Below are 12,397 nucleotides of genomic sequence, written 5' to 3'. Positions count from 1 at the left end.
AGAATCAATTCCATCAAGCAGGCTTCTAGCCTGCTATTTTTATGGAGAAAACCTGTTTTAGCGTTTCTTTTGTTCGCCTTGATTACTTAAATACTGACCGATAAATCCAATCGTTCCTGATCCCAGAATTAGAATTACACTTAGGGCATTGATATCAGGTTTAACGCCGGTTCTGATGCGACTGAAAATTTCCATTGGCAGCGTTGTTGCACCTGTACCGGACGTAAAACTAGCAATTAAAAAGTCGTCCATGCTGAGGACAAACGCTAAGAGACAACCCGAGATGATTCCTGGCATGAGTTGAGGCAGCAGAACTTTGATAAACGCTTCTGCCGGCGTCGCCCCTAAATCAAGGGCAGCTTCCTCTAAGTGCGGGTTTAAATCAGCAAGTCGGGTGGAAACCACAAGAGCAATATAAGCCAAGCAAAACACAATATGAGCTGCTACAATCGTCCACAAACTTAAACGAAATTGTAGCGCCGCCAGAAATACCAAGGTCGCCACCGCAATTGCAATATCTGGGATAATTAATGGTAGGTAAGAGATTCCTAGAAATAAGTTTTTACCAGGAAATCGATAACGAGCCAAACCCACCGCCAACAGGGTGCCAAATATTGCTGAGATGACAACCGCGCTGAAAGCTACCGTCAAACTATTTTGCAGCGCCGTTAAAATTCGTTTGTCACTGAAGAGTTTGAGATACCAATCCCAGGTAAATCCTTCCCAGCCGGCACTGTAGGGAGACTGGTTAACGCTATAAATAGTCAGCACCACAATTGGCAAGTACATGAAAAAAAACATCAGCAGGGTAAAAACGACCTGCCAAGAAACCTGAAATTTAGGTTTAGATTGCACCATATCTACGGGTATATCCTCCTGTTGATGGCTTAGCGTTTCTGTCATACCGATTTTAGAGTTTAGAGTTTAGATTTCTGCTTTTGTGAAATTGCCGAAATCATTAATAAAAAGTGATTTCAACTGCAAAGAAATTTTCTGAAAAAACAAGGATTATTCAGGGTATTTTTATCCTTGGGGCTTAGTATCACCATATTTCAGCAAAAGCGCAATTGCAATACTGACGAGAAAAATTAAAACCATGCTCAGCGCTGAGCCGAAGCCCCAATTTTGAGTCGCTCCTAAAAATTGGTTGTAAATTAAGCGGGCGACTGTCATGCTAGATGCCCCACCTAGCAATTCTGGATCAACAAAATCGCCTAAACTGCTGATGAAAACCAACAGTGAGCCGGCGGCAATTCCAGGGAAAGTTTGGGGGACGGTTACTTTCCAGAAGGTTTCAATCGGATTAGCTCCCAAATCTGCTGAAGCTTCCAGCAAGCGCCGATCAAGTTTTTCTAGGGAAGCGTAGAGAATCAAAACCATGTAGGGTAAATAACTGTAGCTCATGCCAATTAAAACGGCTGAGCTGCGGTTAAGTAAATCCAAAGCCGGCAATCCTAAACTCGTGAGGAATAAATTAAGCACGCCAGTGCGTCGCAGAATAGTGACCCAAGCGTAAGAACGCAGTAGAGAAGAAGTCCACAGGGGCAAAATAAAGCCCAGCAGCAGCAGATTTCGCCATCGCTGGGGTGCCATTAAGGCAATCCAATAAGCAACAGGAAAGCCTAAGAGCAAACAAATTAAGGTGGTGCCGATGGCAAAGAATAGGGATCTGGCCATAACCTGCAGGTTAAGGGATTCAAACACTCGCAGATAGTTGCCCAACCCCGAAGGAATTACCAGATCCCCCGGTCTGATATTTGGCACTAAACTTAGCTCGAAAATTACTAGGGTGGGCACCACTAGCAACAAGAGCAACCACAAGCCGGCGGGGCCAAGTAACACCGCCGGGCCTAACAATTTTGACCCCAGCCGGCGGACATCGGGCTGAGACTGTGGGGGAACGGGAGGGGAGGTTTTAGTAGATACAGACACCGATTTCCTCTGGAATTAATTGTTAGTTGTTATTGGCTAATTGTGACGTGTTCGCTGTCATGAATGATGAACGATTCGCTATTTTCTCAAGAACGATTTAGCCACTGGTTAATTTCGTCCAGTAGCGTTCATAAAGTTCGGTCACTTCTCCCACCGGCGCGAGACCTTCACACTTTTCTAAGGCTGATTCTGACGGAAACAAGCTGACATTGTTACGAATTTCTTCAGGCAGCTTATTGACGGCTGCTTGATTAGGCGTGGCAAAGCTCAATCGCTCGCAGATTTTTGCAGCCACCGCCGGCTGCATCAAGAAGTTAATCCAAGCATAAGCGCCCTCTACATTAGGGGCAAATTTGGGGATGACGAGGGTATCTATCCACATGGAAGACCCACTTGTTGGCAATACATACTTTAATTCCGGGTTTTCTAAGATCACTTCATTGGCATCTGATGAGAAACACATTGCCATCAGTAAATCACCGGCTAATATTTGATCGCGCCATGCATCGGAATTAAACGATGCCACTGCCGGCTTGAGTGCGACTAACTTCTCATACGCCTGTTTAATGTGTTCTGGATTGGTGGAATTGTAGGAGTAGCCTAAGCTTTTTAAGGCGAAACCCATAACCTCGCGCACATCATTAAGCAAGGTGAGCCGGCGCGACAAATCTTGCTGGTTATCCCAAAGGTAGTTCCAATCCTGTGGAGGATTTTGCAACTTTTTTGGATTGTAAATCAGGCCGGTGGTTCCCCAGCTAATCGGCACGCTGTGGCGGTTCGCCGGATCGTAGTCAGGATTTTGAAATCGTGGGAACAGATGGTTCATACCCACCAAACGCGAGTGATCGAGTTCTCGCAAAATATCCAGCTCAATCATCTTTCTCACCATGTACTCAGAGGGGTAGATGATGCTGTAGGCACCCCCACCGCCGGTCTGGATTTTGGCGAGCATTGCTTCATTGGACTCAAACACATCAGCAATCACTTCGATGCCGGTTTGCTCAGAAAAATTCTTGAGCAACTCTTCATCGGTGTAGTTCGCCCAAGTGTAGATGTACATTTTGGTGGGCGGAATCGGGCCAGGAGAGGATTGCACGTTGGCCAGCCTCCACCCACAGCTCGATAGCGTCGATCCCACGACCGCCGCAGTTGATGCTTGTAAGAATCGGCGTCGTGTTGTGGAGAACCCAGATGCGTGTAGATCTTTTGAAGGCACTGTTTTTTAGTGATCGTAAGCGATGAACAGTCAGCGAATTTTAAATTGCAGATTGGATATCTTCTATTTTAGATGACTGATGGCTCATCTAAAATTCAAGCATTCAGCATTTAGCTGCTGGTCGCTCTCATGAACTCGCTCTATCTGATTGAGGGTTCCCTCTGCAGTTTTCCTATTTTTGCATCCATTTTTAATCGGTAAAAATCCTTTTTCTTGAACTTTTAATGCTTGAGTTTAACCCATTAATTCAAGCATTAAAATTCAAAATTCAGAATTTCTCTAGCCTCCGGCTTTAGGGAGTTCCATGTCCCCAGAACCCTTTCCAGTGTTTTAAGCCGGCAGCGCAATACAATCTGTAGGCGACCAAGAAACATAGATGGGAGTGTCAGCACCCGGCAAACTCCCGACCGTGTTGGGCTGCATAACGGTTAAGGTGTCTCCTGACACTAACTGCACCACATAATGCACATGAGTACCCATATACATAACGTGTTTCAGCCGGCCCTCAAAGCAGTCAGTTGGGACGTTTGGTGGATACAAATTTAATTGAATTTTCTCTGGTCGTACGCTGACAACCACTGGCTCTCCCGCCCCTGATTGAGTCCAAAGTTCTGGCTGCTGCACAACGATCTTGAGCTTTTTCTCAGTCAAAATCTGGAGAGTTGAGCCGTCCTGACTTTCAATCCTGCCGTTAAATAAATTGGTTTCCCCAATAAAATCTGCAACGAAAGGTGTGCGGGGTCGCTCATAAATTTCGCTGGGGGAGCCAATTTGCTCAATGCGGCCATGATTCATTACAGCAATGCGGTCAGATAAGGAAAGCGCCTCTTCCTGATCGTGCGTAACCATAATAAAAGTTAGGCCCAAATCTTGATGCAGATTTGACAACTCGACCTGCATTTCCTTCCTCAGTTTCAAATCTAAGGCACCGAGGGGTTCATCAAGCAACACCACTGCCGGTCGGTTTACCAGTGCTCGCGCCAAAGCTACCCGCTGTTGCTGGCCTCCCGATAACTGAGCGGGATACCGGCTGGCGTAAGCTTCCATTTTGACAAGCTTGAGCGCTTCTTTCACCCGATCTTCGAGTTCGGCTTTACCTAAGCGTTTAATCCGTAGTCCGAAGGCAATGTTATCCCAAACACTCAGGTGGTTAAATAAGGCATAGCTTTGAAATACCGTATTGACGGGACGCCGGTAGGGTGGAACTTGGGTCATAGATTGGCCCCGAATCATGACCTCTCCTGCTGACGGCGTCTCAAATCCGGCCATTAGGCGCAGTGTGGTGGTTTTACCACAGCCAGAAGGGCCAAGAATACTGAAGAACTCTCCCCGATGGATATCGAGATCGACGCCGCGTACAGCCGTTTCGCCGTTAAATACTTTAAAAACTTTACGCAGTTCAACGTCGAGACTGGTCTCTGTTCCCGTAGCGCCTCGATTTTGTGTAGCCGTCTGAAACATAATAGTCACCCCTGCGGTGATGCCCCATTTAAAGGCTGTGCCGATTTTGCTGGTTTATCTGTGTTGGGTTTATTGTATCCACAGCACTTGAATTTCGGAATGCAAATTACACTTTATTAAAGGTTTTTGCGGCGCTGTCCACAATTGCACACTGCCGGCATTTTGTGCGATCTGTGCCGACGACTGGTGCGGTGTCTCTGGTTGTCGGGTAGCCGGCCCTAAAAAGGGGCGCAAGAAATACTACCCAAGGGTGAATCAATTGCTTTAATATTGTGCCACATTGGCAAATGGCTTTTAAGTTTTATTTTGACGGCGAAGTTTAATAGCGGAAACGCTTGTCATTCCTGCTTTTTTTGACTGTGAAGGGAATTTATCCAGATGAGTGCTAGATTTTTCTCCATGTCTGTGTTCTCACGGATTCAGCAGCCGGTGAAATGGGGAAGACATTACTGGTGGCTTTCGGCTCTGATATGGTTGATGGTGGTGGCACCGGCACAGGCAGCGCTAGAAATGCGAGTGGCCATTGAAGAGGAAGCCAGTAAGGTTAAAGTCGGCAGTTCCACGAACGCAATTGTTCGCAATGGTGCGGGTCAAGTTTTAGGCGAACTCGCGGGCATGAATGGCTTTTCTGCGGAACTGCGAGGCAAGTTTGTCGCCATCAATCGCTGGCAAGCCGGTCAGATTTGGATCGAGCCAACCGGCGACGGTTATATTTACATTAATGATCGCTGGTATCGGGGCCGCACGCTCTTGGTTCCCACCGGCAAAGGGATCACAGCGGTTAATTACGTCGATCTCGAAAAATATCTCTACAGTGTTCTGGGTGCCGAAATGGACGGCGGTTGGCCCCTAGAAGCCCTGAAGGCGCAAGCGGTCGCCGCCCGTTCTTACGCCCTTCACGAACGCGGGGCCGGCACAAATGGCTTGTACGATGTGGGCGACAACCAAGGATGGCAGGTTTACAAAGGCGTTGAAACAGAATCTCCAGGCACCTATGCAGCCGTAGATACCACAGCCGGCCAAGTGCTCACCCATAATGGGGAAATTATTCTCGCAGCCTTTCATTCTTCCTCTGGGGGACACACGGAAAACGTTGAGGATGTGTGGGAACAACCCCTCCCTTACTTACGCGGCGTTCCGGATGATGATCGGGGAACACCAGGCTATGAGTGGACAAAAACTTTTTCCCGTGCAGAACTCAGTCGCTTGATTTCTGGTGTCGGCAATGTGGTGTCAATGACCCCAGAACGTACCACGCCCACAGGTCGGATTATTACGATGAAAGTGGTTGGGGATGCCGGCACGCGGTCGATGAGTGGGGATGCCCTCAGAGACACACTGGGACTGAGAAGCTCTCGTTTTAAGGTGAACCCGCAGGCCGGTCAGCAGCCTAGTAAAGGGAATTCTAAGCCGGTGCCCACGGCTTTTGTGATTCAAGGCTACGGTTTCGGTCATGGAATTGGGCTAAGTCAGTGGGGGGCTTACAACATGGCTAGGCGGGGCGTTCCCTACCAGTCGATTTTGGCCCATTATTACCAAGGCGCAACCCTGGCTACAATTCAGGTAGAGTAGCGACCTCTGAATGCTTGTTTTTGTCTGTCTCCTATTGATTAGGCTTGGGATAGGCTGCGATTAGCAAATTAGGAGTTTTTTTCTGACAAATTAAGAAAATATTTATATGGGAAGGAATTTTGTCTGAAATTGAAAGGGGCATTATGCCGAGATGGGAATATCTTTTCGTTCGGTTTGACTATTTTGCTGGGGATCTCCGCGCCCAAAGCGTGAATAGTCAGGAAACGCGAGATTCAACCGTCAATAAGCCTCTACATGAATACGCCAATCAAGTTGGAGAGGAAGGTTGGGAAATGGTTGGCATGAATTATACGCCGGCTTATGGGTACGGCTTTTTAGTTTTTAAGCGTCCTAAAAATTAGAGGGTAGGGAAATAGGGAGTGAGATAAATTTCCCACTTCCTATTTCCCTAACGCCCCTATTCCTCGCTGTTAAGCCGGCGCTGCCACTCGGCATCAAGTTTGGATGTTTGCTCAATTTCTTGCTCGATTAAATCGGTTTCTGTTGTGTAAGCAAGGTCTTCATGTCCAATAATGCTTTGTGCAGCAAATTGTTGGGCAAAGGCAAGTTTTTTCTGCAATTCAGCATCCGGTTGATTTAGAATGCCGACGCGTTCTTGCCTGATTTGATTTCGGGCTTCTATTTTGCGGTTTTTCCACTGAATCCAGAAATAACGGCCTAAAGGAACTGCCAAAAACCCGATTCCGTATGCAAGTAAAACGCCGTAAATTGACGCTGCGAAGGCAACGAAGCCCCCTAATTTTGCGGCTGTGCCACTGGCTAATAGAGAACCCAGAACAAGCGCACCCACAAAATTTACTGCACCCAACCCAATTGCTAGCATTAATTGGCCAGAACTTGCCTGACTGAAACGCCACAGCCATTCCCGCAAATAAGCTTGCACCGGCTGTGTCTGTTGTTCTTTGGCTGTGGTTTGCAACTCTGGGAAATGATAGACTAATTGACCTTCAGGGCTAACTTCAGGCCGGCCATTAAAGCGGCTAAGCACCGGCAGCATATATTCTTCATATTCGTTGGCATAGCCGGTGCCGGTGTCGTCTAGATAAGGGGCAATTTGTTCGGCAATCACCGCACCTCGGTTGTTACGAATGATTGTCCCAATTGCTTGCCACCGGCGCTTTTCCAGATCCGCATTAGGATTGCCATCGCCAAACAGGAAGGAGAAGACGACTTCCAGAAAATGCATCTGGTTGCCTTCATCAGTGGATTGCCGGCGTTCATACTGCCGGCGGGGGTTATCATAATCCCAGTATAAAAACCAGAACCAATCTGGCCCGAACCAGAACCTGGGCATGAAAATCATCCCGCCACCCGAATGGCTGCCTTCGCTTCTGCTGTCACCGTCTTGATTTGTGGCGGTGATAATCAGAAAAATGCTCAGAAAAATTAGGGCGATTGAAAGCAGCAAAACAATCCCAAAGGATATCCGGATTAGGTAAAACAATACCCGCCAGATTTTTTCCCACCATTCCTTCAGCTGTATCTGTAAATACTTATTGCGGATAATTGTCCGGAAGTTTTGGGGAAACAGATAAACAACATCCCCAGTTTCTGCAACTTGTAAATGCCCACCGGCATCGGACGCAAGGGCTAATAATCCTCGTTCAGCCAGATTGATATTTAAGCCGGCTTTGGTGGCTACGTCTCCGACTGTGACGCGGTAGCCCATCTGTTCGACTGCCTGCATGATGATGGGATTTGGAGCCATGTCCTTCCCTCAAGTATGATTGCCTGTACTACTTACAAGTATAGGCTTGTGGTGATTTTCAGGGGGTCAGTTCTTACTCTTTTGTGCCACTCCTATCATTGATGGGTGCGCTTATGGTGCCGGCTAATGCCATTAACCGAACAGTAGCGCAAAACATTTGGATATATAGATTTACGATCATTTGTATAAATTTTCCCCTGGGGTGTTAGCGCAGCGTGCCCAAAGCACATAGCATTCGGTTACAGATATTTCGGTTTTCAACAAAAGTTAAAGTCCCAAATGCTTCGCCCTGACACAAGATTTATCCAGCCAAAGCGTCCTTCAGCAATTTACCCAAAACCGAAATTCCACGCTCAATCTCTTCTGGTGTGTGAGAAAAATTCAACCGCATTGCTGGATATCCCTGTTCATCTGGGAAAAAAGCCTTACCATCAGTGGCTAAAACATTTTGAGAAAACGCTTTCTGACAGATAGACTTTATGGGTAAACTATCGGGCAAATGTACCCACAAAAACAGCCCGCCATCTGGAACAGTCCAAGAAGCTTCTAAAGGGAAATAGTGTTCCAAAGCACTTAACATCGCATTCCGGCTTTGTAAAAGATGGCTTTGCAAATAACTTAGCCGGCGGCGATAATGTCCCGAAGCGAGATATTCACTAATAATTGCCTGAGAAACCGTTGAGGTGTGCAAGTCACCCAGCAATTTACGTTCGACAAAAGGCTGGTAATTTTTTCCCGTTACTACCATGTAACCCACGCGACTACCAGGCATCAAAGTTTTGGAAAAAGTGCCCAAGTAAGTCACACAATCATGTCGATCTAGGGCTTTAATCGGTGCCGGCACCGGCTGGAAATTCAAACCTTCATAAGCATTATCTTCCAAAATCGCACAACCATAACGTTCAGCTAGTCTTAACAATTGTTGACGGTGAGATTGGGGCGTTGTCACCCCTGTAGGATTATGCATTGTTGAAACTGTGTAAATCAGCTTTGGGTGATGCGTATAAAGGTACTGTTCCAGTAACTCCAAATTCATTCCTTCTGCTGTCATCGGAATGCCAATCACCCTGGCTCCCCTATAAGACAAAATTGACAATGCCCCGTGATAAGTGGGACTTTCTACAATCACCCAGTCTCCGGGATTCACGTAGTAATTAATTGCCAAAGATAATCCTTGCTGCGAACCATTTGTGACGATCAAATTCTCTGGCGTCACTTCCAGTCCTCGCTGCACCAGCATCCGACTAATTTGTTGGCGCAAAGTTAACTGTCCTTGCGGCACATCATAGTGAAATAAAGCCTCAGCCATTTGCTTAACTGCGCGTCTAGCAATGCGCTGCAAATCCTCCAATCCTGAGTCGAGGGGAAACCCACTGCTGAAATCAATCGTACCTGAGTGGTGCCGCGCATCCAGTGAACTCATGATGACGTTGAAAAACGACCCCCCCTGCCGTTCCGATACAATCACATCTTGGGGTGGCGCAAAGGTTGTAGCCGGCTGGGGACAGGCGATTGTAGGCTTACTAACGAAATAACCAGCGCCTTGACGAGCGTGAATTAATCCATCCGCTTCTAGGACGCTATAAGCTTCAATAACGGTTAATTTGTTGACTTGTGTACTTAAAGCTAACGCCCGAATTGAGGGGAGTTTGTCTCCGGGTTTTAAAACTCCTGATTTGATAAGCCGGCTGATGCGATCCCGAATTTGCAGATAGACGGCTTTAGATGATTGTCGCTCCAGTGGAATAATCACGGTGCGTTTCTTCCTCAGAATGACAGCAGAGGGATGTTAAGCAATATAAGCGATGCAAAACCGCTTTAGGTAGTACAGTTTTACTAAGTTTTACTAGAACAGTTCTACTTGTGGCAACTGTACTACCTAAACTCTACCAATCTGTACCTTCTCAGGTCAATCGCTATTAGGAGAAAGTAAAGGTAACAAATTCAAAAGCAAACATGAGGTTCTAGTTATGACAACCTCTCAGACTCCAGAAGCGGTATCTCAGGCATCTTTAAACGCCTCGAAAAATGCCTCGACACGCTTTCCTTTAATCTTTAAAACAGTTTGGCAGCGCCTTTTTGTGTGGTTAACAAGCGGTGATGAACTGCGAGTTTGGAAAACATCCGAGCGCAACGGTGAAACCGGCTGGCACGCTTACGATCCAACAACAGGACGATCTATTTGTGTGGCTTCTGATGCTGAAATGCGCGAATGGATTGAGCAGCGTTACCACTAATCAATAACCTGGTGTTATGAGTTTGGTAAAAACCGGCATTAGGAAATAACTGAATACAACTTGCTGTTTCTGACAGAAAAGCGCGTTTTTGAAAACTGAATATGGCAATTATTGGAGGGAAATCAGATGAAATTTGGAATTTTGGCAATCACTGTACTTTGTCTAACAATTGGTTTATCAGCGGTTAAAGAGGCTGATTCTAGAGTGCCGGCTGGGGATGGCTCAAATGCTATTGAAATAAAAGCGCCGGTGACAGGGAAACATCAAGATGTTCGTCCCCCAAATTCTTGTGTTTTGGTTTGCCGATAAGTTATTTTGATTTATTTTCCTTTGAGCGCCGCACTTTTTACGCTTTTAAACAGCGCAAGAATTCTAAAGGCAACCCATCCGTATCAGCAATAAAAGCAACTTCATAAACGCGATCACCAATCATCTGTTGGGTGGGTTCTAGTAGAATTTTTAAAGGTTGGAATTGTTCGGGTTGCTCACCGGCAGCTTGGGTAAACCGTTCTTTTAGGACACTCAACCAGCTGGGTAAATCTGCTGTTGTGTGGGTCAGGTCAAACGATAAATGATAATAGCCTGTATAGTTCTCATCCCCAAAGGCGTCCGGTGCCGGCTTAGGTTGGGGAATTTGAATTAATTCTATGCGCCCATCTAACCCTTCCATCCAGCAGGCGAGGGTGATGCCGGCAGTAAAGCGCTCACAAACACTAAAGCCTAACAGTTCGTAAAACGCCATCGCCCGGTGAATATTCGCAGTGCGAATGGAAGCGTGATGCATAATAAACTTTAATTGTCAATAATATGGGCGATTATTAGTGAGTGTTTGACTGCCGGCACAAAAATAATCTTTTCAACCCGCTGCAACTGTACGAGCGGGTTTTTTTGAGTGATTCTCAGCAGCCGGTGCAAAAACTGTTTGCGAAATCCAACTCTACTCAAACAGCCGGAAATAAGGATAGCGAACCGGCACCCCCGGCTCTTTGTCAAGCTCAAAATTAATCACTTCCCAGCAAGGTTCTTCTGCGGGATCGGGGCTAAACTCCACCGGCAACCCGTAAAGTCGGGGTTTTGGAGAGTCTGATTGGCCCCGCCAAGGTGTACTGCGCTCCAAATAAGCGCTAATCAAGTCTTTATAGCGTTGGGCAATAATCACCCGTGTGGCGCGGAACCCCTGGGTGTAAAGGCGATCAAGTGCCTCATGGATTTCAAATCGAATCCCGTCCGGATGGGTGTGTTGCCGATACCACTCATTGTTCCACCGACGCCAGTGACGCCCAGATTGAAGATGGATCAATTCCCCCGTCTTCGGATTTGCCTCAAATGCACCATGACGTTGGCACAAATAAGTATCTGTTAGTGTAAGTGCCGGAATCGTTTGCCGGCAGTGGGGGCATTGAATCTCCGAGCCAAAAATAGGGTACTGCAAGCCTGGATTGATCATGAAGTGCATACCAGCATATTATTTATGCGCCAGTTTCAGTGCTTTTATTATAGCTGTGGGTATTCCGCCCTCAGCTCAAATTCTACGGGGATTCTCTGATTAACCGGCAAACAATGGTGAGCAATTTTAACCAACCTTTACCGATATCGGCCTCCTATTGGCCCCCTGCTGACCTTTCCCTCGCTGCTTTTGTCGCCCCGAATGCCACAGTTATTGGTCAAGTGTTGGTGGCTGCCGGCGCGAGTATTTGGTATGGCGCAGTCGTGCGAGCAGATGTAGAAAAAATTGAAATCGGAGAGAACACCAATATTCAAGATGGTGCGATTTTACACGGAGATCCGGGCCAGCCCACGATTCTAGAAGAATGCGTAACCATCGGTCATCGAGCCGTGGTTCACGGTGCTTACATTGAGCGGGGTAGCCTGATCGGGATTGGTGCTGTCGTGATGGACGGCGTGCGTGTGGGAACCGGCAGTATTATTGGAGCCGGCGCAATTGTGACAAAGGATGTGCCCCCATTTTCCCTCGTGGTTGGGGTGCCGGCGAAGCGATTGCGAGAGATTTCGCCAGAAGAAGCCGCTGCACTCATCGAACACGCACAACGCTATCAGCAACTGGCTTTGGTTCATGCCGGCAAAGGCAGCAATCTTGGATTCACCTCTCCCCACTAATCCGAGTTAAGACGTGAGATTGTGGATTTTTAAACGTTTGTTGCCGATTCCTCATTTACCCTTGATCCCAAGCCTTAACAAGCTGAGCGCTCAATTAAGGGAAAGGTCTAGTAATTTCGCCCCTTTCGCCGC

Annotated in this window: 14 protein-coding genes; 5 read left to right on the top strand and 9 right to left on the bottom strand. The window is 47.1% G+C overall.

Features of this window, described 5'->3' with window-relative positions; translation table 11 throughout:
• Positions 1-57: 57 nt before the first annotated feature.
• From H6F56_RS14035 to H6F56_RS14015, 5 genes are all read right to left on the bottom strand, one after another.
• Positions 58-903: an ABC transporter permease gene (locus tag H6F56_RS14035; protein ID WP_190669177.1), complete on the bottom strand. Its 846-nt coding sequence runs from the start codon at positions 901-903 to the stop codon at positions 58-60.
• A gap of 120 nt (positions 904-1,023) precedes the next feature.
• Positions 1,024-1,932 carry an ABC transporter permease gene (locus H6F56_RS14030; protein ID WP_190669175.1) on the bottom strand — a complete coding sequence of 303 codons (909 nt, stop codon included), beginning with the start codon at positions 1,930-1,932 and terminating at the stop codon, positions 1,024-1,026.
• Positions 1,933-2,029: 97 nt separating this feature from the next.
• The gene (locus tag H6F56_RS14025; RefSeq protein ID WP_190669173.1) at positions 2,030-3,148 is read right to left on the bottom strand and encodes an ABC transporter substrate-binding protein; all 1,119 of its coding nucleotides are present in this window, start codon (positions 3,146-3,148) and stop codon (positions 2,030-2,032) included.
• A 330-nt stretch (positions 3,149-3,478) separates the two neighbouring features.
• Positions 3,479-4,609, bottom strand: a complete 1,131-nt coding sequence (locus H6F56_RS14020; protein ID WP_190669172.1) for an ABC transporter ATP-binding protein — start codon at positions 4,607-4,609, stop codon at positions 3,479-3,481.
• Positions 4,610-4,678: 69 nt separating this feature from the next.
• A complete protein-coding gene (locus H6F56_RS14015) occupies positions 4,679-4,843 on the bottom strand; it encodes a hypothetical protein (RefSeq protein ID WP_190669170.1) in 165 nt (54 codons plus the stop codon).
• 144 nt (positions 4,844-4,987) lie between these two features.
• Between H6F56_RS14015 and H6F56_RS14010 the strand changes: the two genes are divergently transcribed.
• The gene (locus H6F56_RS14010) at positions 4,988-6,181 is read left to right on the top strand and encodes a SpoIID/LytB domain-containing protein (RefSeq protein WP_190669169.1); all 1,194 of its coding nucleotides are present in this window, start codon (positions 4,988-4,990) and stop codon (positions 6,179-6,181) included.
• 143 nt (positions 6,182-6,324) lie between these two features.
• Positions 6,325-6,543, top strand: coding sequence for a hypothetical protein (locus tag H6F56_RS14005; RefSeq protein WP_190669168.1), 219 nt, complete (start codon positions 6,325-6,327; stop codon positions 6,541-6,543).
• A gap of 56 nt (positions 6,544-6,599) precedes the next feature.
• Here the strand turns inward: H6F56_RS14005 and H6F56_RS14000 are convergent, their stop codons facing one another.
• Both H6F56_RS14000 and H6F56_RS13995 read right to left on the bottom strand, forming a co-directional pair.
• Positions 6,600-7,910 (bottom strand): hypothetical protein, encoded by a 1,311-nt coding sequence (locus H6F56_RS14000; RefSeq protein ID WP_190669167.1) that lies wholly within the window; start codon positions 7,908-7,910, stop codon positions 6,600-6,602.
• A 301-nt stretch (positions 7,911-8,211) separates the two neighbouring features.
• Positions 8,212-9,663, bottom strand: a complete 1,452-nt coding sequence (locus H6F56_RS13995; RefSeq protein WP_190669166.1) for a PLP-dependent aminotransferase family protein — start codon at positions 9,661-9,663, stop codon at positions 8,212-8,214.
• A 217-nt stretch (positions 9,664-9,880) separates the two neighbouring features.
• Here H6F56_RS13995 and H6F56_RS13990 point away from each other — a divergent pair, with 217 nt between their 5' ends.
• Both H6F56_RS13990 and H6F56_RS13985 read left to right on the top strand, forming a co-directional pair.
• Positions 9,881-10,147 (top strand): hypothetical protein, encoded by a 267-nt coding sequence (locus H6F56_RS13990; RefSeq protein WP_199312837.1) that lies wholly within the window; start codon positions 9,881-9,883, stop codon positions 10,145-10,147.
• 126 nt (positions 10,148-10,273) lie between these two features.
• Positions 10,274-10,456: a hypothetical protein gene (locus H6F56_RS13985; protein ID WP_190669163.1), complete on the top strand. Its 183-nt coding sequence runs from the start codon at positions 10,274-10,276 to the stop codon at positions 10,454-10,456.
• Between the two features lie 37 nt (positions 10,457-10,493).
• On the opposite strand, the gene H6F56_RS13980 is transcribed toward H6F56_RS13985, so the two are convergent.
• Both H6F56_RS13980 and H6F56_RS13975 read right to left on the bottom strand, forming a co-directional pair.
• The gene (locus H6F56_RS13980; protein ID WP_190669161.1) at positions 10,494-10,931 is read right to left on the bottom strand and encodes a VOC family protein; all 438 of its coding nucleotides are present in this window, start codon (positions 10,929-10,931) and stop codon (positions 10,494-10,496) included.
• A gap of 153 nt (positions 10,932-11,084) precedes the next feature.
• Positions 11,085-11,594 (bottom strand): TIGR02652 family protein, encoded by a 510-nt coding sequence (locus tag H6F56_RS13975; protein WP_190669871.1) that lies wholly within the window; start codon positions 11,592-11,594, stop codon positions 11,085-11,087.
• Between the two features lie 116 nt (positions 11,595-11,710).
• Here H6F56_RS13975 and H6F56_RS13970 point away from each other — a divergent pair, with 116 nt between their 5' ends.
• Positions 11,711-12,265, top strand: coding sequence for a gamma carbonic anhydrase family protein (locus H6F56_RS13970; RefSeq protein WP_190669869.1), 555 nt, complete (start codon positions 11,711-11,713; stop codon positions 12,263-12,265).
• Positions 12,266-12,397: the final 132 nt, after the last annotated feature.

The organism is Microcoleus sp. FACHB-672, assembly GCF_014695725.1.
In the GTDB taxonomy this organism is placed as follows: Bacteria; Cyanobacteriota; Cyanobacteriia; order Cyanobacteriales; family Oscillatoriaceae; genus FACHB-68.
Note: the sequence above shows the minus strand (reverse complement) of the source record. Positions and strands in the feature narration are given on the sequence as shown.

Coding starts and splice junctions, on each gene's coding strand:
- H6F56_RS14035 (WP_190669177.1), bottom strand. CDS start 903: ATGACAGAAACGCTAAGCCATCAACAGGAGGATATACCCGTAGATATG.
- H6F56_RS14020 (WP_190669172.1), bottom strand. CDS start 4,609: ATGTTTCAGACGGCTACACAAAATCGAGGCGCTACGGGAACAGAGACC.
- H6F56_RS14010 (WP_190669169.1), top strand. CDS start 4,988: ATGAGTGCTAGATTTTTCTCCATGTCTGTGTTCTCACGGATTCAGCAG.
- H6F56_RS14005 (WP_190669168.1), top strand. CDS start 6,325: ATGCCGAGATGGGAATATCTTTTCGTTCGGTTTGACTATTTTGCTGGG.
- H6F56_RS14000 (WP_190669167.1), bottom strand. CDS start 7,910: ATGGCTCCAAATCCCATCATCATGCAGGCAGTCGAACAGATGGGCTAC.
- H6F56_RS13990 (WP_199312837.1), top strand. CDS start 9,881: ATGACAACCTCTCAGACTCCAGAAGCGGTATCTCAGGCATCTTTAAAC.
- H6F56_RS13985 (WP_190669163.1), top strand. CDS start 10,274: ATGAAATTTGGAATTTTGGCAATCACTGTACTTTGTCTAACAATTGGT.
- H6F56_RS13980 (WP_190669161.1), bottom strand. CDS start 10,931: ATGCATCACGCTTCCATTCGCACTGCGAATATTCACCGGGCGATGGCG.
- H6F56_RS13975 (WP_190669871.1), bottom strand. CDS start 11,594: ATGATCAATCCAGGCTTGCAGTACCCTATTTTTGGCTCGGAGATTCAA.